The 25,681-nt window shown below is 54.0% G+C and carries 25 protein-coding genes; 12 read left to right on the top strand and 13 right to left on the bottom strand.

Going from position 1 to position 25,681, the window contains the following annotated elements; translation table 11 throughout:
• Window positions 1-194: 194 nt before the first annotated feature.
• From PAT9B_RS11285 to pabB, 3 genes are all read right to left on the bottom strand, one after another.
• Window positions 195-1,559 carry an L-serine ammonia-lyase gene (locus PAT9B_RS11285; RefSeq protein WP_013509399.1) on the bottom strand — a complete coding sequence of 455 codons (1,365 nt, stop codon included), beginning with the start codon at window positions 1,557-1,559 and terminating at the stop codon, window positions 195-197.
• 185 nt (window positions 1,560-1,744) lie between these two features.
• Entirely contained in the window at window positions 1,745-2,323 is a 579-nt protein-coding gene (locus tag PAT9B_RS11280; protein ID WP_013509398.1) for a CoA pyrophosphatase, read from the bottom strand.
• Window positions 2,323-3,681, bottom strand: coding sequence for an aminodeoxychorismate synthase component 1 (pabB, locus tag PAT9B_RS11275; RefSeq protein ID WP_013509397.1), 1,359 nt, complete (start codon window positions 3,679-3,681; stop codon window positions 2,323-2,325). Before pabB ends, PAT9B_RS11280 begins: the two co-directional genes overlap by 1 nt.
• A 111-nt stretch (window positions 3,682-3,792) precedes the next feature.
• On the opposite strand from pabB, the gene PAT9B_RS11270 reads away from it, so the two are divergent.
• Window positions 3,793-3,978, top strand: a complete 186-nt coding sequence (locus tag PAT9B_RS11270) for a YoaH family protein (RefSeq protein ID WP_013509396.1) — start codon at window positions 3,793-3,795, stop codon at window positions 3,976-3,978.
• A gap of 13 nt (window positions 3,979-3,991) precedes the next feature.
• Here the strand turns inward: PAT9B_RS11270 and PAT9B_RS11265 are convergent, their stop codons facing one another.
• Window positions 3,992-4,336, bottom strand: a complete 345-nt coding sequence (locus tag PAT9B_RS11265; protein WP_013509395.1) for a RidA family protein — start codon at window positions 4,334-4,336, stop codon at window positions 3,992-3,994.
• A gap of 124 nt (window positions 4,337-4,460) precedes the next feature.
• Here PAT9B_RS11265 and PAT9B_RS11260 point away from each other — a divergent pair, with 124 nt between their 5' ends.
• From PAT9B_RS11260 to rnd, 5 genes are all read left to right on the top strand, one after another.
• Window positions 4,461-6,371, top strand: coding sequence for an ATP-dependent DNA helicase (locus PAT9B_RS11260; RefSeq protein ID WP_013509394.1), 1,911 nt, complete (start codon window positions 4,461-4,463; stop codon window positions 6,369-6,371).
• Between the two features lie 53 nt (window positions 6,372-6,424).
• Window positions 6,425-7,123, top strand: coding sequence for a tRNA (adenosine(37)-N6)-threonylcarbamoyltransferase complex dimerization subunit type 1 TsaB (tsaB, locus tag PAT9B_RS11255; RefSeq protein WP_013509393.1), 699 nt, complete (start codon window positions 6,425-6,427; stop codon window positions 7,121-7,123).
• Window positions 7,124-7,184: 61 nt separating this feature from the next.
• On the top strand, window positions 7,185-7,778 hold the full coding sequence (locus PAT9B_RS11250) for a Slp family lipoprotein (protein ID WP_013509392.1): 594 nt from the start codon (window positions 7,185-7,187) through the stop codon (window positions 7,776-7,778).
• 210 nt (window positions 7,779-7,988) lie between these two features.
• Window positions 7,989-9,662: a long-chain-fatty-acid--CoA ligase FadD gene (fadD, locus tag PAT9B_RS11245; RefSeq protein ID WP_150105788.1), complete on the top strand. Its 1,674-nt coding sequence runs from the start codon at window positions 7,989-7,991 to the stop codon at window positions 9,660-9,662.
• Window positions 9,663-9,763: 101 nt separating this feature from the next.
• Window positions 9,764-10,885 (top strand): ribonuclease D, encoded by a 1,122-nt coding sequence (rnd, locus tag PAT9B_RS11240; protein ID WP_013509390.1) that lies wholly within the window; start codon window positions 9,764-9,766, stop codon window positions 10,883-10,885.
• A gap of 54 nt (window positions 10,886-10,939) precedes the next feature.
• Here rnd and minE read toward each other — a convergent pair whose 3' ends face one another.
• From minE to minC, 3 genes are read right to left on the bottom strand one after another with little or no spacing between them, the layout of a single operon-like run.
• On the bottom strand, window positions 10,940-11,209 hold the full coding sequence (gene minE, locus PAT9B_RS11235; RefSeq protein ID WP_013509389.1) for a cell division topological specificity factor MinE: 270 nt from the start codon (window positions 11,207-11,209) through the stop codon (window positions 10,940-10,942).
• 3 nt (window positions 11,210-11,212) lie between these two features.
• Window positions 11,213-12,025 (bottom strand): septum site-determining protein MinD, encoded by an 813-nt coding sequence (minD, locus tag PAT9B_RS11230; RefSeq protein WP_013509388.1) that lies wholly within the window; start codon window positions 12,023-12,025, stop codon window positions 11,213-11,215.
• A gap of 33 nt (window positions 12,026-12,058) precedes the next feature.
• Window positions 12,059-12,763, bottom strand: coding sequence for a septum site-determining protein MinC (minC, locus tag PAT9B_RS11225; protein WP_013509387.1), 705 nt, complete (start codon window positions 12,761-12,763; stop codon window positions 12,059-12,061).
• 153 nt (window positions 12,764-12,916) lie between these two features.
• Between minC and PAT9B_RS11220 the strand changes: the two genes are divergently transcribed.
• The 3 genes from PAT9B_RS11220 to PAT9B_RS11210 all read left to right on the top strand — a co-directional run bounded on the left by PAT9B_RS11220 (window position 12,917) and on the right by PAT9B_RS11210 (window position 14,612).
• Complete coding sequence (locus PAT9B_RS11220) at window positions 12,917-13,192, top strand: YcgL domain-containing protein (RefSeq protein WP_013509386.1); 276 nt, start codon at window positions 12,917-12,919, stop codon at window positions 13,190-13,192.
• A 249-nt stretch (window positions 13,193-13,441) separates the two neighbouring features.
• Window positions 13,442-14,101: a fumarylacetoacetate hydrolase family protein gene (locus PAT9B_RS11215; RefSeq protein WP_013509385.1), complete on the top strand. Its 660-nt coding sequence runs from the start codon at window positions 13,442-13,444 to the stop codon at window positions 14,099-14,101.
• Window positions 14,102-14,165: 64 nt separating this feature from the next.
• Complete coding sequence (locus tag PAT9B_RS11210) at window positions 14,166-14,612, top strand: YcgN family cysteine cluster protein (protein WP_013509384.1); 447 nt, start codon at window positions 14,166-14,168, stop codon at window positions 14,610-14,612.
• 36 nt (window positions 14,613-14,648) lie between these two features.
• On the opposite strand, the gene dsbB is transcribed toward PAT9B_RS11210, so the two are convergent.
• A complete protein-coding gene (gene dsbB, locus PAT9B_RS11205; RefSeq protein WP_013509383.1) occupies window positions 14,649-15,179 on the bottom strand; it encodes a disulfide bond formation protein DsbB in 531 nt (176 codons plus the stop codon).
• A gap of 120 nt (window positions 15,180-15,299) precedes the next feature.
• Window positions 15,300-16,829 (bottom strand): sodium/proton antiporter NhaB, encoded by a 1,530-nt coding sequence (nhaB, locus tag PAT9B_RS11200; RefSeq protein ID WP_013509382.1) that lies wholly within the window; start codon window positions 16,827-16,829, stop codon window positions 15,300-15,302.
• A 209-nt stretch (window positions 16,830-17,038) separates the two neighbouring features.
• Here nhaB and fadR point away from each other — a divergent pair, with 209 nt between their 5' ends.
• Window positions 17,039-17,758, top strand: a complete 720-nt coding sequence (gene fadR, locus PAT9B_RS11195) for a fatty acid metabolism transcriptional regulator FadR (RefSeq protein ID WP_013509381.1) — start codon at window positions 17,039-17,041, stop codon at window positions 17,756-17,758.
• A 62-nt stretch (window positions 17,759-17,820) separates the two neighbouring features.
• Here the strand turns inward: fadR and PAT9B_RS11190 are convergent, their stop codons facing one another.
• Window positions 17,821-19,356 carry a SpoVR family protein gene (locus PAT9B_RS11190; protein WP_013509380.1) on the bottom strand — a complete coding sequence of 512 codons (1,536 nt, stop codon included), beginning with the start codon at window positions 19,354-19,356 and terminating at the stop codon, window positions 17,821-17,823.
• Between the two features lie 505 nt (window positions 19,357-19,861).
• Between PAT9B_RS11190 and PAT9B_RS11185 the strand changes: the two genes are divergently transcribed.
• Window positions 19,862-21,163 carry a D-amino acid dehydrogenase gene (locus PAT9B_RS11185; RefSeq protein ID WP_013509378.1) on the top strand — a complete coding sequence of 434 codons (1,302 nt, stop codon included), beginning with the start codon at window positions 19,862-19,864 and terminating at the stop codon, window positions 21,161-21,163.
• Window positions 21,164-21,184: 21 nt separating this feature from the next.
• Window positions 21,185-22,255, top strand: a complete 1,071-nt coding sequence (gene dadX, locus PAT9B_RS11180) for a catabolic alanine racemase DadX (protein ID WP_013509377.1) — start codon at window positions 21,185-21,187, stop codon at window positions 22,253-22,255.
• On the opposite strand, the gene PAT9B_RS11175 is transcribed toward dadX, so the two are convergent.
• From PAT9B_RS11175 to PAT9B_RS11165, 3 genes are all read right to left on the bottom strand, one after another.
• Window positions 22,248-23,441: a multidrug effflux MFS transporter gene (locus PAT9B_RS11175; protein WP_013509376.1), complete on the bottom strand. Its 1,194-nt coding sequence runs from the start codon at window positions 23,439-23,441 to the stop codon at window positions 22,248-22,250. The two genes, dadX and PAT9B_RS11175, sit on opposite strands and share 8 nt — an antisense overlap.
• 116 nt (window positions 23,442-23,557) lie before the next feature.
• Window positions 23,558-25,024: an undecaprenyl-phosphate galactose phosphotransferase WbaP gene (gene wbaP / locus PAT9B_RS11170; protein WP_013509375.1), complete on the bottom strand. Its 1,467-nt coding sequence runs from the start codon at window positions 25,022-25,024 to the stop codon at window positions 23,558-23,560.
• A gap of 377 nt (window positions 25,025-25,401) precedes the next feature.
• Window positions 25,402-25,635 carry a DUF1480 family protein gene (locus PAT9B_RS11165; RefSeq protein ID WP_013509374.1) on the bottom strand — a complete coding sequence of 78 codons (234 nt, stop codon included), beginning with the start codon at window positions 25,633-25,635 and terminating at the stop codon, window positions 25,402-25,404.
• Window positions 25,636-25,681 lie beyond the last annotated feature (46 nt).

The raw sequence follows: 25,681 nt of genomic DNA, 5'->3' as shown, positions 1-25,681 counted from the left end.
TAGGTTATCGGCATAGCGGCGGCCAGGTTTAGCACGGCTCAGGAAAAAAAGCGGTACTGAAAAAACGACGCGGCCAACGAGGGCCGCGTGTAAATTACTCTATCTGGTTTAGCAGGATGGAGGTAGCAGCAGTTGCATAAAATTGTTCAATCGGTGTTTTTTTGCACACCGAAGAAAGCAACTGCCGGAGGGTGTTAGTCGCACTGTACCTTAATGGCCAGACCACCGCGTGACGTCTCACGGTATTTCGCATTCATATCTTTGCCGGTTTCATACATGGTCTCGATCACCTTATCCAGCGAGACACGCGGCTCACTGGTGCGGCGCAGCGCCATACGTGCAGCATTGATGGCTTTTACCGAGGCAATGGCATTGCGTTCAATACAGGGAACCTGTACCTGTCCAGCGACCGGATCGCAGGTCAGACCCAGATTGTGCTCCATACCGATTTCGGCAGCTACGCACACTTGTTCCGGGCTGGCCCCCAACAATTCAGCCAACCCCGCCGCAGCCATTGAGCAGGCGACACCCACTTCCCCCTGACAGCCGACTTCCGCACCGGAAATGGAGGCATTCATTTTATACAGAATGCCAATGGCCCCGGAGGCAAGGAAATAGCGGATGTAAATGTCCGGCGTGACGCTTTCAATAAAATGATCGTAATACGCCAGCACCGCAGGCACGATGCCGCACGCACCGTTGGTCGGGGCGGTGACCACGCGGCCACCGGCGGCATTTTCCTCATTCACCGCCAACGCAAACATATTGACCCAGTCAATCACGTTCATCGGATCATTGGAGTGTTTGGTGGAGGAGACCAGTAAACGGCGCAGGGAAGCCGCACGACGTGGCACACGCAGTGGGCCTGGCAACACGCCCTCAGTATTCAGGCCGCGATCAATGCACGCCTGCATGGTCTGCCAGACGTTGGCGAAGTAGCTATAGATTTCGTCGCGGCTGTGCAGCGCCAGCTCGTTCTTCAACACCAGGCCAGACAGCGACAGGCCACTCTCCCGACAGTGAGAAAGCAACTCTTTGGCCGAATGGAACGGGAACGGCACAGAAACCTGATCCAGTACCGATTGCCCAAAATGTTCTTCATCAACGATAAAACCGCCGCCGATGGAGTAATAGGTTTTGCTCAGGATCAGCAGATCACCGGCGAAGGCAAACAGGGTCAGGCCATTTTCATGCAACGACAGATTTTCGCTGCGAAACACCATGCCGCCCTCACGCGGGAAATCGACTTCGTGGGCACCGTTCGCCAGCAGCAGGCGTTCGCGTTGTTCTACATCCTGGATAAAGGCGGGGATGCTGTCGATATCCACGGTATCCGGTGCCGCGCCGGCCAGACCCATGATGATGGCGATGTCGGTGTGGTGACCTTTACCGGTGAGCGACAGGGAGCCGTAAACGTCCACCGCAACCCGCGTGACGTCCTGTAACTTACCCTGTTCAGCCAGCAGATCGACAAACTGTTTGCCCGCTTTCATCGGGCCGACGGTATGTGAACTGGAAGGGCCGATCCCCACTTTAAACATGTCAAAAACACTAATCACCGGTGACACTCCTCACAAAGCCTATTTTTGTACGGCGCAGGCCGTTTTATGCGGCTAATAGTAATCGCACGCGCGCTGGCACGAGCAGCTTTTCGCATGAAATAAACTAATTATACAGCACAGAAATAGTTATCCATGGCGGGAGGAAAAACCGATGCAGGACGAAATGGCAAGTGCAGAGTACATCAACCCGGTAGGGCAATTTGCTGGCCGAGCGCGCGAATAATGCCAGCCGTCATCCCCCAGATAAAATAGTCTTCATACCATGACAGCCAGACCTGATGCTGACGATGACCACGCCGCAGCGTCAGGCCGCTATAGCGACTAAGGCGTAACGCTTCCGCCAGCGGCATGGCGAAGGCGCTTTCGACTTCATCAGGGTTAATCGCCAACGGCAACCCGGCGGGAATGATGCCGACCACGGGCGTGACAGCAAAACCGGTGCTGCTGGTGACCGCGGGCAGCACACCAACCACCTGAACCTGATCAGGCTGGATGCCGACTTCCTCCTGCGCCTCGCGCAGGGCGGTATAAATGAGCGAATCATCGCTGGCATCCTGCATGCCGCCGGGGAACGCCACCTGACCGGCATGCTTACGTAAGCGACTGGAACGGCGCGTCAGTAACAGCCCCGGTTCTGTATCGTTAATCAGTGGCACCAGCACCGCCGCTCGCCGACCGTTAGGCGGCGTTTTCGCCGCAGCAATTGGCGGTTGCAATACAAAGCGGCTGAGAAACTGCTCAAGGGTCAGGTCAGGGTTCATCAGGTCCGCTCCCGCAGACTGGGAAGAATGCGATTCACTTTATGCAACGTCTCCTGATACTCCGCGCTGACTTCGCTGTCGGCCACCAGACCGCCACCTGCGGCGCAGTACAATTGCTGATTTTCGGCGATAAGCGTGCGGATGGTAATGCTGGTATCCATTCGGCCACACAGGCTGATGTAGCCAATGCTGCCGCACCAGGCATTACGGCGATGCGGCTCCAGTTCCTCAATGATCTCCATGGCGCGAATTTTCGGCGCGCCAGTGATAGAACCACCAGGGAAACAGGCGCGGAGCAGGTCAGTGGCGGCAAGCTGCGCTGGCAGCCGCGCTCGCACGGTACTCACCAGATGATGCACGGCCGGAAAAGGCTCCACGACAAACAGTTCCGGCACGCTGACGCTGCCCGGTTCGGCGACACGCCCGATATCATTGCGCAGCAGATCGACAATCATCAAATTTTCCGCGCGATCTTTCTCGGCATGCGCCAGTTCTGCCGCCTGCTGGCGATCGGCGACAGGATCGGCCATGCGTGGACGCGTGCCTTTAATTGGCCGGGTTTCGATCACCTGTTGCTGCAAGGAAAGAAAACGTTCAGGTGACAGACTGAGGATCGTACTCTGCGGCAGACGCAGGAAGGCGCTAAACGGGGCGCGATTGGTTTGATTCAGATGCTGAAAAGCCTGCCATTCATCGCCCTGATAGCGAGCCTGGAAACGTTGGGCCAGATTGACCTGGTAACAATCGCCCGCCTGAATGTAGGCTTGCACTACGGCAAAGCGTTGGGCGTAGTCATCAAAGCTCAGATTGGATTGCCAGTCACTGGTCAGCGCAAAAGGTTGTTGTACCGGGGCGCGCTGTGCCTGTAACCACTGCCAGCGCGCGGCGGCATCATGCAACGACACCAGTGTCAGGCGGCGTAACTGGTGGTCAGCGATCAACGCCCAGTCATAAATGCCCACTGCCATGTCCGGTGTGTTCAGGTCATGCTGCGCCAGTTCCGGCAAGTTTTCAAAGCGACGTCCCAGGTCATAACCGAATAAGCCCAGCGCGCCCCCCTGGAAAGGCAGGTCAGGATCAAAAGCGGGTTGCACACCAAGCGCGTCGCACTGCTGCTGAAGTAAGTGCAGCGGATCATCTGCCGAGGTTTGGATGTGGTGCTGGTGGCCGATCTCCGTCATCGCCCCCCGGGTGATCAGGGTGACGCGCGGGTCGGCGGTCATAATATCGAAACGGTTATCGGCATGATCGGCCTGACCCGAGGTCAGCAGCATCGCCCACGGCTGATGAGCGAGGGGAGAAAACAGCTGTGTCAGCGTATCCGGCGTATAATTGAGAGCGAGGGTTTTTACGATCATGAGACAAATCAGATAACAGCAACAAAGACGTTAGCCTGACACATTTTTTTGTTGCTGGCACCTGTTTGTTCCGCATGGAATAATGCGTCCCCTTTTTCCCAGGAGCGATTTATGTTTTCAGGTCTTCCGGCATTATCTCACGAACAACAGCAGCAGGCAGTTGAACGCATTCAGGAACTGATGGCAGGGGGTATGGCGAGTGGCCAGGCGATTGCGCAGGTGGCACATGAGATTCGCCAGAGTCATCAGGGAGAGCAAATTCGGGCGCGGTTTGAAGACGACGACGAGGACATCTGACGCCCGAAGGTATTTATAACGCGGCGATGATCTTAATCTCGACTTTATATTTCGGATTCATCAAGCCGGCCTGCACGGTACAACGCACCGGCGCATTGCCCGGCGATACCCAGGCATCCCAGGCACGGTTCATCGCCGGGAAATCGGCTTTATCGACCAGGAAAATCGTGGCGTCGAGGATTTTGCTTTTGTCTGAACCGACGCGGGTCAGAATGGCATCGATCACGGCCAGCGCGTTGGCAGTTTGCGCCTCCGCATCTTCATCAAGGTTTTCCGGTACGCTGGTGTAGTACACCGTCTGGTTGTGAATCACGGCTTCCGACATACGGTGTCCTGGATCAATACGCGTAATGGTCATCATTTTCTCCTTATTTATCGCAGCGCTAGCCTGCCATAAGCACGGGGGCGCTGTCATCTGTTGTGGTCGCATCAACAGAATCCTGACATAATTACAGTACTTTTTGAGTTTTCGGTGAGGATGTGTGGCAGACGATTTTGCAGCTGATGGCGCGCTGGCGCAGGCAATCCCTGGCTTTAAACCGCGTGAAGCGCAGCGTGAGATGGCACAGGCCGTTGCAGAAGCGGTAAAAAGCGGCGGTGAACTGGTGGTTGAAGCTGGAACCGGCACCGGAAAAACCTATGCTTATCTCGCCCCTGCGCTGCGTGCTGACAAAAAAGTGATCATCTCCACCGGATCTAAAGCGTTGCAGGATCAACTGTACAACCGCGATCTTCCCACCATTGCTCGCGCGCTCAAGTTCAAAGGCAAAACCGCGCTGCTGAAAGGGCGTTCCAACTATCTGTGTCTGGAACGTATGGAACAGCAAACGCAAAGCGGCGGTGACCTTAGCGTTCAGGCGCTGGGCGACCTGGTTACGCTGCGGGGCTGGTCATCAGAAACCGTGGACGGCGACATCAGCAGCTGTGCTGGCGTGGCAGAAGACAGCCCGGTGTGGCCTTATGTCACCAGTACCAACGACAACTGTCTGGGCAGCGATTGCCCCTTATATAAAGAGTGCTTTGTCGTGAAAGCCCGTAAACGGGCAATGGATGCTGATGTGGTGGTGGTGAATCACCACCTGTTTCTGGCTGATTTGGTGGTGAAAGAGGGCGGCTTTGGCGAACTGATCCCTGAGGCCGATGTGATGATTTTCGATGAAGCGCATCAGTTACCGGATATCGCCAGCCAATATTTCGGCCAGCAGCTCTCCAGCCGTCAGTTACTCGATTTAGTCAAAGACATCATCATTGCCTACCGCACCGAAGTGCGGGATGTGCAGCAGTTGCAAAAATCGGCGGACCGTCTGGCACAGTGCACCCAGGATTTTCGTCTGACGTTGGGAGAACCCGGTTTTCGCGGCAACCTGCGTGATCTGCTGAGTGACAACAACGTGATGCGCATGTTGACCCTGCTGGATGATGCGCTGGAACTGTGTTACGACGTGATTAAACTGTCGCTCGGGCGCTCTGCGCTGCTGGATGCTGCCTTTGAGCGGGCGGCGCTTTATCGCACTCGCCTGAAACGCTTACACGCCATTGATGAACCGGGTTTCAGCTACTGGTATGAATGTTCCAGCCGCCATTTCACCCTCGCATTAACGCCACTATCCGTTGCCGAACGTTTTCGTGAAGTGATGGATAACCGTAAAGCAGCGTGGGTCTTCACCTCTGCCACGTTGGCGGTGAATGAGCAGATGAGCCATTTCTCTAACCGGTTGGGCGTGGATAAAGCGAAAACCTTAATCCTCAACAGCCCGTTTGATTATGCGCGGCAGGCATTGTTGTGCGTACCGCGCAACCTGCCGGAACCCAACCGTCCGGGTGGCGCACGCCGCTTAGCGCAGATGATGAAACCGCTGATTGATGCCAATAAAGGCCGCTGCTTCTTTTTATGTACCTCGCATATGATGATGCGCGAACTGGCCGCTGAGTTTCGTGCTTCGATGACCATCCCGGTGTTGTTGCAGGGAGAAACCAGCAAAGGCCAATTGCTGAAACAGTTCCTTGAAGCGGGCAATGCGTTGCTGGTGGCAACCAGCAGTTTCTGGGAAGGGGTGGATGTGCGGGGGGATGCACTGTCATTGGTGATCATCGATAAGCTGCCGTTTACCTCACCGGAAGATCCGTTGCTGAAAGCCCGTATGGAGGATTGTCGCCTGCGCGGTGGTGAGCCGTTTAACGATGTACAGCTCCCCGACGCGGTGATCACCCTGAAACAGGGGGTTGGCCGTTTGATCCGCGACACCGACGACCGTGGGGTGCTGGTGATTTGCGATCAGCGTCTGGTTTCACGTCCTTATGGCGCGCTGTTTCTCAATAGTTTGCCGCCTACGCCGCGTACCCGCGATCTTGACCGCGCCATCCGTTTTGTTCGCGAGCAGGAGAGTCACTAATTTGTGTCAGCCTGTGTTAAGATGCGCGCCATTTTGAATCTCCCGAGGTTGTTATGTCCGCCCGAATTTTAGCCCTGGACACAGCGACAGAAGCCTGTTCTGCCGCGCTGCTGAATCAACACCAGCTTGATGCCCGTTTCGAAATCGCTCCGCGTGACCATACGCAACGTATTCTGCCGTTAGTGCAGGACTTGTTGCAGGCGCAGCAACTGGAATTGACCGCGTTGGATGCGCTGGCCTTTGGTCGTGGACCGGGCAGTTTTACGGGTGTGCGTATCGGCATCGGTATTGCTCAGGGGCTGGCGCTGGGCGCGAATTTGCCGATGATTGGTGTTTCATCGTTAGCGACCATGGCGCAAGGAGCATGGCGTCTGACGGGTGCCACACGGGTGCTGGCGGCGATCGATGCGCGGATGGGTGAGGTGTATTGGGCGGAATATCAGCGTGATGCCAACGGCGAGTGGCAGGGCGAAGAGACCGAAGCGGTGTTGTCACCCGAAGCGGCTCAGGCGCGTATCGCCAGCCTTGAGGGGGAATGGACCACGGTTGGCACGGGCTGGCAAGCCTATCCACAGCTATTAACCACCCCGGGCGCACAGCGGGTTGCCAGCGAGGTGCTGCTCCCCGCCGCAGAAGATATGCTGCCGTTGGCGCTGGCGGCCTGGCAGCGTGGGGCAACCGTGGCGGTTGAACACGCCGAACCCGTCTACCTGCGCAATGAAGTGGCATGGAAAAAATTGCCGGGACGTTAAGCGGCAGCGCAACTTATCGCTACGCGCTCAGTCTAATCTGAGAAATAACAGGAGAAGTGCTATGCCAATGAGTTGTAAAGGGATGTCTGGCGCTCTGTTAGCCTGCGTGCTGTTGATCAGCGGTTGTGTTTCGGTGCCGGATGCCATTAAAGGGAGTTCACAGCTTCCACAGCAAGATTTGTTACGGGTGATGAACGCACCGCAGTTGTATGTCGGTCAGGAATCACGTTTCGGCGGTAAAGTGGTGAATGTCACCAATCTGAACGGTTTGACGCGCCTGGAAATCGCCACCCAACCGCTGGATGACGGTGCGCGACCGCAGCTCGGCGCAGCAACGGTTGGCCGCATTTTTGCCGACATCCACGGATTTGTCGATCCAACCGATGTCAGAAACCAATACGTCACCGTACTGGGTAATATCAAAGGCACGGAAAAAGGCACTATCGGTCAGGCCAGCTACAATTTTGTGGTGATCGATGTGAAAGGCTATCAGCGCTGGCATCTGACTCAGCAAGTGATGACGCCGCCACAGCCGATTGATCCATGGATTTTTTACGGTCCGACGCGTCGCCATCCTGGTTATTGGGGGCCGAACCCTTATTGGGGCATGAACAGCAGCGGACCCGCGCAGGTGCAAACCATTTTGACCGAATAAATTTTTTATATCAATTGCTTACGGCCCGATCGCGGCACACGCGAACGGGCCTTTTTATTGAATGCGCAACCGAAGCGCGAAATTTAGTGATGAGCCTCGCAACCTGAACAGGTCGACACCGGCAAACTGGTACAATCAGTTAAAATATTGTTAATAACACTGATGACAGAGGCTGCGATGGCTACGCAACAAGAATCTCGGGGTGAATCTTTGACTAAGGTTTGGCTGAAACGCTATCCGCCGGATGTACCTGCGGAAATTACTGCAGACCGTTATACCTCTTTGATCGATCTTTTTGAGCATGCAGCAACGCGTTATGCCGATCAGGTCGCGTTTATGAATATGGGGCAACCCATGACCTACCGCCAACTGGACCAGCAAAGTCGCGCTTTTGCCGCCTGGTTGCAACAGGGGCTCAAGCTTAAGGCGGGCGATCGGGTCGCGCTGATGATGCCTAACCTGTTGCAGTATCCGGTGGCGCTGTTTGGCGTGCTGCGTGCAGGCATGGTGGTGGTAAACGTGAACCCACTTTATACGCCGCGTGAGTTAAAACATCAGCTCAACGACAGCGGTGCCAGTGCGATTGTCATCGTCTCCAACTTTGCGCATACCTTAGAAAAAGTGGTGGCGGAGACGCAGGTAAAACATGTGATGCTAACGCGCATGGGGGATCAGCTGGCACCGATTAAGGGCACGCTGGTTAACTTTGTCGTCCGTTACGTGAAGAAACTGGTACCAAAATACAATTTGCCGGGTGCGATTCCCTTCCGTCAGGCATTGCAGCAGGGTGAGCAGCTTGATTATCGACGTCCCGACGTGACCAATGATGATCTGGCATTTCTGCAATATACCGGCGGCACCACCGGGGTGGCGAAGGGCGCGATGCTGACGCACGGTAATATGCAGGCCAACCTTGAGCAGGCGAAAGCGACCTATGGCAAGCTGTTGCGTCCGGGTCAGGAGTGCGTGGTTACCGCCTTACCGCTGTACCATATTTTTGCGCTGACGGTTAACTGCCTGTTGTTCCTCGATCTGGGGGGACAGAATCTGTTGATCACCAATCCACGTGATATCCCGGGTTTCGTCAAGGAACTGGCAAAGTTCCCGTTCACCGCGATTACCGGCGTGAATACCCTGTTCAACGCGCTGCTCAACGATGCCAACTTTAATAAGCTGGATTTCTCTACCCTGCGGATGTCGGCGGGCGGCGGGATGGCGGTACAAAAAGCCGTGGCTGAACGTTGGGAGAAACTCACCGGGCACTATCTGCTGGAAGGCTACGGTTTAACCGAATGCTCACCGCTGGTGTCGGTGAACCCTTATGACATCACCTGCCATACCGGCAGCATCGGTTTACCGGTGCCGTCGACCGATGTGCGCATTGTCGATGAAGAGGATCATGATGTGCTGTCCGGCGAGCCTGGCGAGCTGTGCGTGCGCGGCCCACAGGTGATGGTTGGTTACTGGCAACGCCCGGATGCGACGGAAGAAGTACTAAAAAATGGCTGGCTGCATACCGGTGATATTGTTACCGTGGACGGCGAAGGCTTTATTCGTATCGTTGATCGCAAAAAAGACATGATTCTGGTGTCCGGCTTTAACGTGTATCCTAACGAGATCGAAGATGTGCTGATGCAGCATGAGAAAGTGCGTGAGGCCGCCGCGATTGGTGTGCCGAGCGATCTTTCCGGTGAAGCGGTGAAGGTGTGCATCGTGAAGAAAGATCCCACCCTGACCAAAGAAGAAGTGCTGGATCACTGTCGTCGTCAACTGACCGGCTACAAAGTGCCAAAGATTATCGAGTTTCGCGACGAATTGCCGAAGACCAACGTCGGCAAGATTTTACGTCGTGAATTGCGCGATGAGGTGAAGCGGGAAGGCTAAGTGCGCGCACCTCGCTCAAAGGTTAACGCCGGCAAAGTCCGGCGTTTTTATTGCTTTTAACATGGAGCGCTGTACGAAGTGGGCTGCAGCGAAAACATAACGTGAATTATTCCCTGATCGACCAAAATGACCAACTGGCTGCGGTGTGCGATAAAGCACGTCAGCATTCCGCCGTCGCGCTGGATACTGAATTCGTCCGCACTCGCACTTACTATCCACAGCTCGGGCTGATCCAGCTGTTTGATGGCGAGCAATTGGTTCTGATCGATCCTCTCAACATTAGCGACTGGGCCCCGTTTGTCGCGCTGCTGCGCGATACCCAGGTAACAAAATTCCTCCACGCGGGCGGGGAAGATCTCGAAGTTTTTCTGCATCGTTTTGGCTGTCTGCCGGACCCCATGGTCGATACACAAATTCTGGCGGCGTTTGCCGGTCAGCCACTGTCATGGGGCTTCGCGGCGATGGTGATGCACTTCAATCAAATCGAACTGGATAAAAGCGAAGCCCGGACTGACTGGCTGGCACGTCCATTGACGGCACGGCAGTGTGAATACGCAGCGGCGGATGTGGCTTATCTGTTGCCGATTGCCCATCAACTGGTGGCGCAAACGGAAGCCGCTGGCCACATGGCCGCCGCGCTGAGCGAATGCGATATCTTATGTCAGCGTCGCCTGGATGTGCTGGCTCCCGAAGATGCCTGGCGGGATATCACCAATGCCTGGCAGTTGCGTCCCCGTCAGTTGGCGGCGTTGCAGCGCCTCGCCGCGTGGCGGTTGAATCTTGCGCGGCAGAAAGATATGGCGGTGAACTTCGTGATACGTGAAGAGAACCTGTGGAAAGTGGCGCGCTTTATGCCTGGCAGCCTTGGCGAGCTGGATCATTTGGGCCTGAACGGTCATGAGATCCGCTTCCATGGTAAAGCGCTGGTGGCGATGGTCGCGGAAGCACAGGCGCAGGATGAAAGCACATTGCCGCAACCGTTGGGTAATCTGATTGATCACCCGCACTATAAGCAGACATTCAAAGCCATCAAAGCGTTGGTACAACAGGTAAGCGAAGAGACGGGTTTTAGCCAGGAGTTACTGGCTTCACGTCGTCAGATCAATCAGGTATTGAGCGTACACTGGGGATTGAAAAACCCGTCACGTACCCCGGAATTGATCACAGGTTGGCGTGGCGATTTGCTGAAGGCGCGCATCGACGAGATTTTGCAGGCGCACTAAGCGCAACATTTTCCCCTGCAAACTGCGCAGGGGAAAATCAGGAGACCGCTGGCGTCATTTGGTGACTTCTTCCGTCTCCGGTAGCGTCACGTTCAGCTCCAGAATCGAGATATCATCCCCCTTCTGATCCAGCTGAACGGTCACCATATCTGGGTCAATCTTCACGTATTTGCAAATCACTTCCAGAATGTCGCGCTTAAGCTGCGGCAGGTAGTGGGGCTCACTGTCGCCCCTTCTGCGTTCAGCCACAATAATTTGCAGCCTTTCCTTGGCGATGTTGGCTGTGTTCTTCTTACGGGATAAAAAGAAATCAAGTAATGCCATTGGTTATCCCCCGAACAGGCGTTTCAGGAAACCCTTCTTCTCTTCTTCAATAAAGCGGAAGGGGCGTTCTTCGCCAAGCAGGCGGTCTACGGTATCAGCATAGGCTTTACCGGCATCTGAGGTGGCGTCGAGGATCACCGGCTCACCTTGGTTAGAGGCGCGCAGTACCGATTGATCTTCCGGAATCACGCCAACCAGCGGAATACGCAGGATGTCCAGCACGTCTTCCATACTGAGCATATCACCACGGCTCACGCGTCCCGGGTTGTAACGGGTCAGCAGCAGGTGCTCTTTCACGGCTTCTTCGCCATTTTCGGCACGACGAGATTTAGACGCGATGATGCCAAGAATACGGTCGGAGTCACGGACAGAAGAGACTTCCGGGTTAGTGGTGATAATCGCTTCGTCAGCAAAATAAAGTGCCATCAACGCACCGGTTTCGATACCGGCTGGTGAATCACACACCACAAAATCAAAATCCATTGCGGCCAGGTCATTGAGCACTTTCTCAACGCCTTCGCGGGTCAGAGCGTCTTTGTCACGGGTCTGCGACGCAGGCAGAATGTAGAGTTGCTCGGTGCGCTTATCTTTAATCAGCGCCTGATTCAATGTGGCATCGCCCTGAATCACGTTGACGAAGTCATAAACGACACGACGTTCACAACCCATGATCAGGTCGAGGTTACGCAGACCGATATCGAAATCGATGACCACGGTTTTTTTGCCTTTCTGCGCGAGTCCAGTGGCGATGGCCGCGCTTGACGTGGTCTTGCCAACGCCCCCTTTACCGGATGTAACTACAATGATGCGTGCCATAAATATTGATTTCCTTAACGAAAGAAAAGGGGCCTAATTAAGTGTCTGAATGGTGAGTGCGCCTTCTTTGAGGCACAGGCGCGCAGCTTTACCAAAAAACTCTGCCGGAATCTGATCCATGATCCAGTACTCCCCGGCGATGGAGACCAACTCTGCTGCGAGGTTGGTGCAAAAAATCTGGCAGTCACGATCACCGCTGGCACCCGCCAGCGCGCGGCCGCGCATCATGCCATAAATATGGATGTTGCCATCGGCAACGAGCTCGGCACCGGCGCTGACACTGCTGGTGACAATCAAATCAGCATTGCGTGCGTAGATTTGCTGGCCGGAACGTACCGGCGTATTAATGATGCGGGTTTTATTGACGGTCTCAGCCACGACGGGGGCGGCCACGGGTGCAGCGACCGGCGTTTCCGCGCGCTTTTTACGATCGCTCCCTTCCGACAACACCGGTAAGCCAGCGCGCGCAATCATCTTTTTCAGCGCATCATCTTTACAACCGCTGACGCCAACGATACGCAAACCTGTTGCGCTGACGGCCTGTTGCATCTGCTTCCAGTTGATGTCGCCGTTCAATGCCGACACATTCAGCACGACCGGCGCATTTTTCAGAAAGCCAGGCGCCTGGTCGATTTTGTCCTGCAACGCCTGACGAATCACCTCAGGTTGCGAATGGTGCAGATGAACGACTGACAGGGTAAAACTGCTTCCCTTGAATTCGATTGGCATTTGCGACATCTGTCCTGACTCGTCCTGTTTTCACTACCGTCCGATGAATGTCGATAAAATCGTCATTAACACCACACGGTCAATATTCGAAGTTCAGCAAGCATGTTATAGTTACTGCTATATTCAGGCAAGTGACGCCATCAGTTAATTCGAGTAAAAAATATGTTTTGTGTGATCTACAGAAGCCCGCAGCGCGACCAAACTTATCTTTATGTTGAAAAAAAAGACGATTTCTCCCGCGTGCCGGAAGAATTGCTGCGCGGCTTCGGCAAACCTCAGCTTGCAATGGTGCTGTCGCTGGAAAAACGCGGCAAACTGGCCAACGCGGATATCAATAAAGTAAAGCAGGCGTTGAGCGATCAGGGCTATTATTTACAAATTCCGCCCCCGCTGGAAAGTCTGCTGAACATACATCTTCAGCAGGACAAAAAAGATTAATTCGGATTCATCTGTAAATATATCCAGATTTAATCATCGGCAGAGAGCACTTTATTTATTTGCCTGCGCTAAACCCATTATTGCAGGCAATATAGTGAATTCGATTAACGTCTTTTGACAATTTCCGCACAGCCCGCAGTCGCAAACCAGCTTAATATATTGACCCTCAGCCGCCGCGTTCCGGCACTGAAGCAAACACAACGCGCCAGTCGGACTGGCGTCACACTCAAACTAAAGCAGGGGAATAGCATGTATCAGCATCATAACTGGCAGGGCGCTTTATTGGATTACCCGGCCAGTAAAGTGGTCTGTGTTGGCAGCAACTATGCTAAGCACATTAAGGAGATGGGAAGCGCAACGCCTACCGAGCCGGTGGTGTTCATCAAGCCGGAAACCGCGCTGTGCGATCTGCGTCAGCCACTGTCCATTCCGGGTAACTTCGGTGAAGTGCACCACGAAGTCGAACTGGCGGTGCTGATTGGTGCCACGCTGAAGCAGGCGAGTGAAGAGCATGTCGCAAAAGCCATTGCCGGTTATGGTGTGGCACTGGATTTGACGTTGCGTGACGTGCAGGCCGGTCTGAAGAAAGCGGGCCAGCCGTGGGAAAAATCGAAAGGTTTTGATAACTCCTGCCCGCTGTCAGGCTTTATCCCGGCCGCTGAATTTAGCGGCGACCCACAAAATACTGAACTGAAACTGGTCGTGAATGGCGAAGTCCGCCAGCATGGCACCACTGCGGATATGATCCACAAAATCCTGCCGTTGATTGCCTACATGAGCCAGTATTTCACGCTGCGCGCGGGCGATGTGGTGCTTACCGGTACCCCGGAAGGGGTGGGGCCGATGCGTTCTGGTGACAAACTGGAAATCTCACTGGCCGGTCACGGTATTTCCACGCGCGTGCTGTAAAACTTGCATCACCGCACCTTAACCTTTATAAGGTGCGGTCTTTACGCTAATCCGGACCGCCATCATGACTGACTTACCTTTCTGGCAGACAAAACGCCTTGACCAAATGGACGACGCTGAGTGGGAATCGCTGTGCGACGGTTGTGGTCAGTGCTGCCTGAATAAATTGCAGGATGCGGATACCGATGAAATCTACTTCACCAACGTTGCCTGCAATCAGCTCAACATCAAAACCTGTCAGTGTCGCAACTACGAACGGCGGTTTGAGTATGAAGAAGATTGCATCAAACTCACGCGTGAGAATCTGACCACCTTCAACTGGTTGCCGCGCACCTGCGCCTATCGTCTGCTGGGGGAAGGTCAAACTTTACCGGGCTGGCATCCGCTGGTGGCGGGTTCAAAGAAAGCGATGCACGCGCAGCGCATCTCGGTGCGGTATATCGCGGTACGCGAGAGTGAAGTGCGGGATTGGGAAGATCATATTATCGACCGACCGGATCGCAACGGATAAAAAAACAGGCAGCGGAAGCTGCCTGTTTTATGTTGTTTAACGACCAAACAGGTCGCGGCGTTTCGCTTTAAAAGGTTGCGCCAGCAGCACCAGCAGACCGACCACAATATAAGCCGCGAAAATGACGATCATCCACTGCGGCATGCTCCAGCCAAGGAAACTCCAGTCAATAGCGGCGCAGTCACCACGGGCCACAAACACCGCCGGCAGCCATTTGTCGAGCGGCAGCCAGGTCGGGAAGCGAGCGGCAAAATCGCAGGTGACAAACGGGTTCGGGTGCAGCTGGATCATGGTGTGTTCGTAAGAGAGGCGCGCTCCCTGAATCGCACTGTACAGCCAGATGAGAATCGCCACCCAGCGCAACGGCGTTTTCGGCGCAATGGCTCCGACAATACCCGCACCCATCACGCCAAACAGCGCACAACGCTCATAAATACACATCACACAGGGTTGTAATCCCATGACGTGTTGAAAAAAGAGCGCGGTCAGTTCGAGTGCCAGTGCCGTCAGTGCCAACAATAACCAGGCTCCGCGTCCGCGCGAACATTGGTTCAAATATCGCAACATATTGCCTTTCCTGTAGCCATTAATGTTTCGCAGTGTAAACCAAAAGCGGGACCATGCCAGCCCGGACGCAGGAAAAAATCATGTATAAAAATGACTTATCCTGATCCAGGCCAAAAAACCTCAGAGTTGTGCGGCGCTAAGCCAACCTTGCTGGATGAAATAATCACTCATCGGCACCAGCAATACGTTGATGCAGAAAAATCCCACCAGTGACAGCACCAGGGTAAACGGCAGCGCCATCCACACCATGCGGCCATAGGAAAGGCGAATCAGGGGTGCCACCGCAGAGGTCAGCAGGAACAGAAACGCCGCCTGGCCATTTGGGGTCGCGACGGACGGCAGGTTGGTGCCGGTATTGGTGGCTACCGCCAGCAGTTCAAACTGACGCAGGTCGATCGCCCCATTCTGGAAGGCATGTTTGGCTTCATTGATGTAAACCGAACCAACGAACACGTTATCGGAGATCGATGACAGCAGGCCATTAAACACATAAAACCAACTGAGCTGCGAGGCTGGCTCGGACTGCAACACAAAATGGATCAGTGGCTGGAACAGCTGCTGCTCAATGATCACCGCGACAATGGCAAAAAACACCGCCAGCAATGCGGTAAAGGGCAGGGCTTCGGTAAAGGCCTGGCCGAGCGTATGCTCATCGGTAAAGCCACACAGTGAGGTGGCGAGAATGATCACCGACAGACCAATCAAGCCAACCTCGGCGAGATGAAAAGCCAGCGCGATAATCAGCCAGACACCGATCAGTGCCTGCACACCAAGTCGCAGCGTATCCTCACGTGTGCGCTGTGCGCTGGCCTGGCGATCGCTCTCCAGCAAGATATTGCGCACCGCGTCTGGCAACGTTTCACCGTAGCCAAACAGGCGGAAGCGCTCCACCAGCACGCTGGTGACAATACCGCACAGCAGAACCGGTACGGTCACCGGTGCCATGCGCAGGAAAAATTCAGTGAAGTTCCAGCCTGCGGCATGCGCAATGATCAGGTTCTGCGGTTCGCCCACCATCGTCATCACGCCACCGAGGGCGGTGCCGACACCGGCCTGCATCATCAGGCTGCGCAAAAACGAGCGAAATTTCTCCAGCGTTGCTTGCTGTGCCGCGTCGTCATGGTCAGGCAGCCCGGAAGAGGCCACGCGAGAATAAATATCATAAAAACCCATAGCGACACTGATCACCACTGCCAGTACGGTCAGTGCATCAAGGAAGGCAGAGAGGAAGGCGGCAGCAAGACAAAACGTCAGCCCGAGCAGAACCTTACTGCGTAACGACAGCAAGATACGGGTAAAGACAAACAGCAGGAGCTGCTTCATAAAGAAGATCCCCGCCACCATAAAAATCAGCAGCAGCAAGACTTCAATATTGCCGGCCAGTTCGGTTTTCACCTGTTCAGCACTGGCCATGCCAATGGCAATGGCCTCGACAGCCAACAATCCGCCGGGCAGCAAGGGGTGGCATTTTAACGCCATACCCAGGGTAAAAATAAATTCTGCCACCAACAGCCAACCTGCCAGAAATGGGCTGACAAAGAAGAACAGCAGTGGATTGATGACCAAAAAGATAATCAGTGTCAGTTTGTACCACTCGGGTGATTGCCCGAGAAAATTGCGCCTGAAGGCTTGTGTGTAGCTGAGTTCCATCATCTCTCCCTGAGATATTGCCATGTCGTAAATTTTGCCAAGGGTAATGTGTTAGCAGGCGTCACGCAAACGCAGATCGCAGGGGTATTAAATGATGTGGAAATTTGCGACAGCGCGCGCTTTTAATCCGTTGCCAGGCTATATCCGCTATAGCCCCTCTGGTATGATGAGTCCAATTACGACAAAGAAAGCAACGAGAAATAAATGCTATGGTGATTAAGGCGCAAAGCCCTGCAGGATTTGCTGAAGAGTATATTATTGAAAGCATCTGGAACAGTCGTTTTCCGCCGGGGTCGATTCTGCCTGCCGAACGTGAGCTTTCTGAACTGATTGGGGTAACCCGCACCACGCTGCGTGAAGTGTTACAACGTCTGGCGCGCGATGGCTGGCTGACCATTCAGCACGGTAAACCCACGCGTGTGAATGATTTTTGGGAAACATCAGGTTTAAACATTCTCGAAACCCTGGCGCGACTCGATCATGATAGCGTACCGCAGCTGATTGATAATTTATTGTCGGTGCGCACCAATATCGCCTCGATTTTCATCAGTCGTGCTTTACGCCATCATCCTGACAAAGCGCGTGATGTGCTGGAAACCGCGCTGAGCTCTGATGATCAGGCTGATGCCTATACCGAGCTGGACTATCGCGTGTTCCGTGGACTGGCCTTTGCCTCCGGTAACCCGATTTACGGTTTGATTCTCAATGGATTGAAAGGCCTGTATACCCGTGTTGGCCGTCACTACTTCTCCAATCCGGAAGCGCGTGAGTTGGCCCGTAGTTTCTACCGTCAATTGGCTGATCTCTGTGGCGTAAAACCCACTCAGGAGCAGATTGTTGACTGTGTGCGCGATTATGGTCGCCGCAGCGGTGAAATCTGGCACGGGATGCAGAAAAGTATGCCAGACGATTTAGGTAGCAAGCGTTAATTCAACCTGCCTTTATCCAATAAAAAACCGCCATCGATACGATGGCGGTTTTTTTGTTGCCGTTACAGCGCCGGACCACGAGCCGGGCTACGATCCAGCAATTCTACGCTGCCATCCTCGTTCTGTTGCTCAAGAATGACATCAAAGCCCCACAACCGATGAACGTGTTTCAGTACCTCACGGCGGCTCTTATCCAGTGGCGCACGTTGCTGCGGCACATAACGTAGCGTCAGCGAGCGATCACCACGCAGGTCAACGTTGTACACCTGGATGTTCGGTTCCAGATTACTCAGGTTGTATTGCGCAGAGAGCTGCTGGCGAATCGCCCGATAACCGGCTTCATCATGAATCGCGGCAATCTCCAGATAATTGTTGCGATCATCATCCAGCACGGTGAACAGGCGGAAATCACGCATCACTTTTGGTGACAGGAACTGACTGATAAAGCTTTCATCCTTAAATTCCCGCATCGCAAAGTGCAACGTCTTCAGCCAGTCGGAACCGGCGATATCCGGGAACCAGTAACGGTCTTCCTCGGTCGGTGACTGACAAATACGTTTGATATCCTGGAACATGGCAAAACCGAGGGCATACGGGTTGATGCCGTTATACCACGGGCTGTTGTACGGTGGCTGGAACACCACGTTGGTATGACTGTGCAGGAATTCCATCATAAAGCGTTCCGACACTTTTCCCTCGTCATACATATGGTTGAGGATGGTGTAGTGCCAGAACGTCGCCCAGCCTTCGTTCATGACCTGGGTTTGCTTTTGCGGATAGAAATACTGGCTCACCTTACGCACGATGCGCAGTACCTCACGCTGCCATGGTTCCAGCAGCGGCGCATTTTTCTCCATAAAATAGAGTAAGTTTTCCTGCGGTTCAGAGGGATAGCGAGCCGCTTCAATGTGCACCGACTCTTTCTCTTTACGCGGCAGGGTACGCCACAGCGTATTGACCTGGCTTTGCAGGTACTCTTCACGGCTTTTTTGCCGCGCTTTCTCTTCCTGCAAGGAGATCTTTTGCGGACGTTTATAGCGATCTACGCCGTAATTCATCAGGGCATGGCAGGAGTCCAGTAAGCGCTCCACTTCCTCAACCCCATAACGCTCTTCGCAGTCAGAGATGTAATTACGCGCAAACAACAGGTAATCGACAATCGAACTGGCATCGGTCCAGCTACGGAACAGGTAATTATTTTTGAAGAACGAGTTGTGACCATAACAGGCATGCGCCATCACCAGCGCTTGCATCGTCATGGTGTTCTCTTCCATCAGATAGGCGATACAAGGGTTGGAGTTAATGACGATCTCATAAGCCAGACCTTGCTGCCCGTGCTTATAGCGTTGCTCGGTCTCAATAAATTTTTTGCCGAAGGACCAGTGGGCATAGTTGATCGGCATACCCACACTGGAGTAGGCGTCCATCATCTGTTCAGAGGTGATCACTTCAATTTGGTGCGGATAGGTATCCAGCCCATAGAGTTTGGCTACGCGGTCAATTTCAGCCAGATAGACATCAAGCAACTCGAATGTCCAGTCAGGTCCGTCACTGAGTCGTTTACTGTTCCTGGTTGGCTCGTCAAAGATTGTCGTCATAGCGCACCTCTGTTTTGCAGAGTGGCAGGTAACGGAATGTCACCTGTCACGAACGTTTAAGGCTTCATCCTGAGAAAGACAGCCCAAAAAAGCTGAGCGAACACATCAATGATAGTCCACTGTCGCTTATCCGAAACCGGAACTCAAACGAATTCTTTTGGCACAAAATCATTCAAAAAAACCGCGCAGGTGATTTCGTCATTTCAAATATGGATTACGCGCATTTTTACAGAATAAAATTCTGTTTATAAGTGCAATGTATGACTGCGGCGCTTTCTCCTGAAAAAAGTGAAAATGACTGATTCCCGCATCATAAATTGCTGATTTATGAATTTTCAGCATAAAAAATCCTGATTTTGCCGTGATGACATGATTTTAGTTACCAGAAAGGTAAAAAACATGTGAAATGTCACTATCAGATGTGAGGTGGTTTCCGGTGTCTGGTTATGCTGTGCCAGGCTTGATATGTGGTCAATTATGCTTTTTTGGTGGTGGCGAGGGTCTTATGCGCGTAGTGATTCTGGGAAGTGGTGTGGTTGGCGTCGCAAGCGCCTGGTATCTGGCGCAGGCCGGTCATGAGGTAACCGTCATTGATCGTCAGCCGGGAGCAGCGCTGGAAACCAGCGCGGGCAATGCCGGACAAATATCCCCCGGCTATGCAGCGCCCTGGGCTGCGCCTGGCGTGCCACTTAAGGCGGTGAAATGGATGTTCCAGCGTCACGCTCCTCTGGCGATCCGCCTTGATGGCAGCCGCTTCCAGTTGGAATGGATGTGGAACATGCTGCGCAACTGCGATATGCGCCACTATCAGGAAAATAAAAGCCGGATGGTGCGGATTGCGGAATACAGCCGCGACTGTCTGAAAGCCTTACGTGAATCCACTGGCATTGCTTATGAAGGCCGTCAGGGCGGCACGTTGCAACTGTTCCGCACCCGGCAGCAATTCGAAAGCGCCAGCAAAGATATTGCCGTGTTAAAAGAGGCCGGCGTGCCATACCAGTTGCTGGAATCCCATGAGCTGGCGAATGTTGAACCGGCGCTGGCGGCGACCGCCCATAAACTGACCGGCGGTTTGCGTCTGCCCAATGATGAAACCGGCGATTGCCAGCTGTTTACCCAACGGCTGGCGGCGATGGCGCAGGCCGCAGGTGTCACCTTCCGCTTTGATACTCCGGTTGATCACCTGCTGCGTGAAGGAAACCGTATTTACGGTGTGAAGTGCGGTGATGAGGTGATCAAGGCTGATGCTTACGTGGTGGCGTTTGGTTCTTACTCGACCGCGTTGCTGAAAGATATCGTCACCATTCCGGTCTATCCGCTGAAAGGGTATTCGCTGACCATTCCGATTAAAAATGCCGCCGCCGCCCCGGTGTCCACCATTCTGGATGAGACCTACAAAGTTGCCGTCACACGCTTTGACGATCGCATCCGCGTGGGCGGCATGGCGGAAATTGTTGGTTTTAACACCAAACTGTTACCGGCACGTCGTGAAACGCTGGAGATGGTGGTCAGCGATCTCTATCCTGAAGGCGGTTATGTTGAACAGGCCACATTCTGGAGCGGATTGCGTCCGATGACGCCGGACGGCACCCCGATTGTCGGACGGACCCCGATCTCTAATCTCTATCTTAATACCGGTCATGGTACGCTGGGATGGACGATGGCCTGTGGTTCCGGCCAGTTGCTGGCCGATCTGATTTCCGGGCAGAAACCGGCCATCGCTGCTGACGATTTGTCAGTGCTGCGCTATTTACCGGGTTTCGCGCCTAACACTTCGCCGTTGCGTAACGCTGACGCAGCGCGTTAAGCATTCAGGGAGAGTAACAGCATGTCACGTCCGATTGTCGCCACCATTAATCAACAGGCGCTGCGACATAATCTCGCCGTCGTTCGTCAAGCGGCACCCGCATCACGTATCTGGTCTGTGGTGAAGGCTAACGCTTATGGTCATGGTATCCGCCGCGTCTGGCAGAGCCTGGCCGAAACCGACGGTTTCGCGCTACTGAACATGGAAGAAGCTATCCTGCTGCGCGAGCAGGGCTGGAAAAAACCGATTTTACTGCTGGAAGGTTTCTTCCACGCTGAAGATCTGCAACTGATTGATCGTTATCGCCTGACCACCAGCGTGCACAGCAACTGGCAGATCCAGGCGCTGGCGCAGGCGCAACTCTCTGCGCCCATTGATATCTACGTGAAAGTTAACAGTGGTATGAACCGTCTCGGTTTCCGCCCTGAGCAGGTGAACGCCGCCTGGCAGGCACTGCGGGGGTTAGCGAATGTCGGTGAGATGACGCTGATGGCGCACTTTGCTGATGCAGAGAATCCGCAGGGGATCATCGAACCGATGAAACGCATTGAGCGTGCGGCTGAAGGGCTGAATTGCCCACGTTCGCTGTCGAATTCGGCGGCAACCTTGTGGCATCCCGAAGCGCATTTTGACTGGGTTCGTCCAGGCATCGTGTTGTACGGTGCTTCGCCGAGCGGCAACTGGCAGGATATTGCCAGCACCGGGCTTACACCAGTGATGACGCTCACCAGTGAGATCATCGGTATTCAACAATTACAGGCGGGTGATGGCGTCGGTTATGGTTATCGCTACCATGCTTCCGCAGCACAGCGCATTGGTGTGGTGGCCTGTGGCTATGCGGATGGGTATCCACGCCATGCGCCAACGGGCACGCCGGTGAGCGTGGACGGGGTCATGACGCGTACCGTTGGGGCGATTTCAATGGATATGATCATGATTGATCTCGAACCTTGTCCGCAGGCAGGCATTGGTTCGAAAGTGGAACTGTGGGGCGAGCAGGTGAAGATCGATGACGTGGCAAAAGCCGCCGGAACGGTGGGCTACGAGTTGATGTGCGCATTGGCACCACGCGTTCCGGTGGAAATTATTTAACCGCGGTTAGCGAACCGTGCATACGTTTACTGCAGCGCCAGGCGATCAACGCCAGCGCTGCACCCGCCAGCATCATCAGCGCCAGCGCTGATTTCTCCGCCAACGGTAGGGCAACCACCAACAGGCTGCCGCCCGCACCGCACGCCATCTGAATAAATCCCTGTAATGCCGCAGCGACGCCTGCCTGCTGCTGATACGGTTCCAGCGCATAGCTGGTGGCCGGACCGACGGTAAAGGCCAAACCAGCGACGGAGATGGCAACCGGGATCATGTACAACGACCAGTGCGTTTGCCAGGCAGCCGGGAACAGCGTCATGCCAGCGGTCAGCAGCAGCGCCCCGACCAGCATGGCGACAAAGCCCATCGCAAGACAAAACGGACGTCCGGCTTTGCGAATGGTTTTATTCACGAAGGCACTGACCAGCATGATCCAAAAGCCGTTGGCACCAAAGGCAAAGGAGAATTGCAGTGGCGTCAGTCCACCTTCGGTCATCAACACATGGGGTGCCAGCGATACATAGGTCAGCACCATGCCGAGTGCGCCTGCATTGGCAAAGGCGAAAGCAAGAAAACGCGGCTCACGGGCAATCGCGAGGTACTGCGCCAGCGGCAGTCCGGCAACACGCAGCGTATTAGCCGGTCGGGTTTCCGGTAACCACAGCAGCACGATCGCGGTAATCACCACGGCGTAAAGTGACAAGAACCAGAAGGGCGCACGCCAGCCCCAGGCATCAGCCAGCAACCCACCCAGCAGCGGTGCCAGGGCGGGAACGATATTCAGTGCACCATTGAGAAAGCCGTAGGCGCGCGCGGCGGCTTCACCGCTCAGTCGGTCGCGAACGCCGCTGAACGCCACCACTGCGGTGCAACACACCGCACAGCCCTGAATCAGGCGTGCCAGCATAAACATCGGCCAGACGCTGGCGGTGGCGGCCACGGCGCTACCGATGATATAGAGCGCCAGCCCAATCAGCGCGATGGGTTTACGGCCAAAGTTATCCACCAGCGGTCCGGTAACCAGTTGACCGATCCCCATCACCAGTAAGAACAGTGGGATAGTGGTCTGGATCAGACTCACCGGGCTGTTTAGCCCTTCGGCAATTTGCGGTAGCGTTGGCAGATAGAGATCAATGCCGAGCGGTGCCAGTAGCACCAGGCTCAGAAGCAGCAGGGTAAATTTTTGCATCACAAACCAGAAACATCCTGTTAATCGAGCGGGAAGGGTAATGATTCAGCAGGAAAAAAGAAAGGATTAAAAAAAGCGATGTCTGCCAGACGGCAACAGACATCGCGTCGAGGGTATCAGTAGGCGCCGTCGCGACGCAGAACCACACCTGCGGTCTTGAACAGGATGGCGATATCTGTCCACAGTGCCCAGTTCTTAACATACCAGGAGTCAAAATAGACACGGGTATCGTAGTCGATATCATTACGGCCACTTACCTGCCATAAACCCGTCATACCCGGTTTCGCCATCAGATAGTAATCCACGTCCCCGGCGTAACGTTCCAGTTCGGCCTCAATGACCGGACGCGGCCCCACCAGACTCATTTCGCCACGGATTACGTTCCACAGCTGCGGTAATTCATCGAGGCTGGTTTTACGCAGGAAGCCGCCAATTTTGGTAATGCGTGGATCGTTTTTCAGTTTGAAGTCGCGATCCCATTCGGCACGCGCTTCCTCACTGGTCGCCAGCAGCTGTTGCAGCACTTCCTGGGAATTGGTCACCATCGAACGGAATTTCAGGCAGTGAAATTTCTTGCCTTCGAAGCCCACTCGCTCATGACCGTAGATCGCGTTGCCGCCGTCGCGCTTCACCATCCAACACAGCAGCGCAAACACGGGAGCAAGGAACAGCAACAGCAACGAAGCGACGATAATATCGAAGCTACGCTTGAGGAAACGCGAAGACCGTTTGGCCAGATTATTGCTGACGCGCAGGATCATCACTTCATGGCTGAAGATGAATGACATATCCGTACCATACAGCGGGACACCGCGCAGTGTCGGGATGACAGAAACCGAACGGCACTGCATTTTCGACAGGAACTTCAGCCATTTATCACGCACCACCTGCTGTTCGAACTCGGTGGCGACGATAAATTGGGTGTTGTCCCGATCCATGGTTTGCCAGTTAATATCTTCCCAGGTAATCACTGGCACGCCATTGACATGTTCCGGGCGTTTGTCGTCTTCGAGGGCAATAAACGCCTGCACGTTATAGCCAAGAATCTCCTCACTTTGCAGGGCAGCATAAGCTTCGAGAGCATTTTTCCCGGAACCGATAATAATGGTCTCTTTTTGCCATTGTCCGGCGCGATTAATGGCGCGTTTCACGCCAGCACGCATTAGCGGCAGCAGCAGCAGGGCATAGCTCCAGCTGAACAACCACACCATGCGCGAGAAGTCCCATTTTGAGAAGGCAATCAGCGCCAGGTCGAGTAAAGAGAACACAAACAGGGTTTTGACGATTTCTTTCAGTTCGAACCAAAAGGGTTTGCGATAGGTGTAATGACGGAGGCGCACCCAAAACCATAGGGTACAAAGCAGTGAAAGGCCGAGCTGAGCGATGAAGCGATATTCAATTTGTTGCGGTGGAATAAAGGTGTCCAGTTCTCCCCAAATCCCCTGGATAGTGGCGGCGGATAAAAAAAGTGCCAGATTCAGTGCAATTAAATCAGAAATGCTTAGGGCTATTTTTGCAATGATATTTTTTCGCAAGCCGCTCCATGAGCGGGCTGCATTGTTTATTACCAATGTACTTGCCATAAAACCTGCTCTCTTTTCTTAAGTAAAAGATGGCCTGACCAGAATCAAGTACGCGCTCAGGTGTGGACCGCTGAAAAAAGAAAGGGCGATATTTCAGCGGGATATAAATCAACGTTGCCAGAAGCGCTGCACGATAAGGACCGTTTGTGGCGTGATTTTCGTCACAAAATTATGCAGCAACGTTTATGAGTATGCAGGAGATAGTTGATGGCGTTAATATGGACTTAGTCTGAAAAGGCAAGAATTGCCTGCGGAAATGTCGATTTAACGCATTGAATAAAAAGGATAAAATCAAAAAATTATCCAATATGCCGCTTCATTTTAAGACTGCTTTTAGGAATAACCGCCATATGAAGCGTATGGCGGTATAAATTGGCTCAGGCAGGTTTCTTTAATACCCAGCGGTCTTGCTGCTTGTCATAGTGTCCGATCTCCAAATCGACAGGGTTGCCATCAATCCACGCCGGTACACTGGTCTCATGATCCCAGCCATCGAGCTGATAACTCAGGCCGGGATTGGTCAGGCAGGGGATGCTGACGGTTTCGAGCTTTCCTGCGTTCAATTCCGCATCGATGATCTCGTAACGCCCAATCTTAACCACATGTCCCATCGTATTCTCCCGTTTGAGCAGGGTGGAATAGTGATCATAGTCGCTC

Origin of the sequence: Pantoea sp. At-9b (assembly GCF_000175935.2) — a bacterium.
In the GTDB taxonomy this organism is placed as follows: domain Bacteria; phylum Pseudomonadota; class Gammaproteobacteria; order Enterobacterales; family Enterobacteriaceae; genus Pantoea.
Note: the sequence above shows the minus strand (reverse complement) of the source record. Positions and strands in the feature narration are given on the sequence as shown.

Coding starts and splice junctions, on each gene's coding strand:
- PAT9B_RS11280 (WP_013509398.1), bottom strand. CDS start 2,323: ATGAACCCTGACCTGACCCTTGAGCAGTTTCTCAGCCGCTTTGTATTG.
- pabB (WP_013509397.1), bottom strand. CDS start 3,681: ATGATCGTAAAAACCCTCGCTCTCAATTATACGCCGGATACGCTGACA.
- PAT9B_RS11270 (WP_013509396.1), top strand. CDS start 3,793: ATGTTTTCAGGTCTTCCGGCATTATCTCACGAACAACAGCAGCAGGCA.
- PAT9B_RS11265 (WP_013509395.1), bottom strand. CDS start 4,336: ATGACCATTACGCGTATTGATCCAGGACACCGTATGTCGGAAGCCGTG.
- tsaB (WP_013509393.1), top strand. CDS start 6,425: ATGTCCGCCCGAATTTTAGCCCTGGACACAGCGACAGAAGCCTGTTCT.
- PAT9B_RS11250 (WP_013509392.1), top strand. CDS start 7,185: ATGCCAATGAGTTGTAAAGGGATGTCTGGCGCTCTGTTAGCCTGCGTG.
- minE (WP_013509389.1), bottom strand. CDS start 11,209: ATGGCATTACTTGATTTCTTTTTATCCCGTAAGAAGAACACAGCCAAC.
- minD (WP_013509388.1), bottom strand. CDS start 12,025: ATGGCACGCATCATTGTAGTTACATCCGGTAAAGGGGGCGTTGGCAAG.
- minC (WP_013509387.1), bottom strand. CDS start 12,763: ATGTCGCAAATGCCAATCGAATTCAAGGGAAGCAGTTTTACCCTGTCA.
- PAT9B_RS11220 (WP_013509386.1), top strand. CDS start 12,917: ATGTTTTGTGTGATCTACAGAAGCCCGCAGCGCGACCAAACTTATCTT.
- PAT9B_RS11215 (WP_013509385.1), top strand. CDS start 13,442: ATGTATCAGCATCATAACTGGCAGGGCGCTTTATTGGATTACCCGGCC.
- PAT9B_RS11210 (WP_013509384.1), top strand. CDS start 14,166: ATGACTGACTTACCTTTCTGGCAGACAAAACGCCTTGACCAAATGGAC.
- dsbB (WP_013509383.1), bottom strand. CDS start 15,179: ATGTTGCGATATTTGAACCAATGTTCGCGCGGACGCGGAGCCTGGTTA.
- nhaB (WP_013509382.1), bottom strand. CDS start 16,829: ATGGAACTCAGCTACACACAAGCCTTCAGGCGCAATTTTCTCGGGCAA.
- fadR (WP_013509381.1), top strand. CDS start 17,039: ATGGTGATTAAGGCGCAAAGCCCTGCAGGATTTGCTGAAGAGTATATT.
- PAT9B_RS11190 (WP_013509380.1), bottom strand. CDS start 19,356: ATGACGACAATCTTTGACGAGCCAACCAGGAACAGTAAACGACTCAGT.
- PAT9B_RS11185 (WP_013509378.1), top strand. CDS start 19,862: ATGCGCGTAGTGATTCTGGGAAGTGGTGTGGTTGGCGTCGCAAGCGCC.
- dadX (WP_013509377.1), top strand. CDS start 21,185: ATGTCACGTCCGATTGTCGCCACCATTAATCAACAGGCGCTGCGACAT.
- PAT9B_RS11175 (WP_013509376.1), bottom strand. CDS start 23,441: ATGCAAAAATTTACCCTGCTGCTTCTGAGCCTGGTGCTACTGGCACCG.
- wbaP (WP_013509375.1), bottom strand. CDS start 25,024: ATGGCAAGTACATTGGTAATAAACAATGCAGCCCGCTCATGGAGCGGC.
- PAT9B_RS11165 (WP_013509374.1), bottom strand. CDS start 25,635: ATGGGACATGTGGTTAAGATTGGGCGTTACGAGATCATCGATGCGGAA.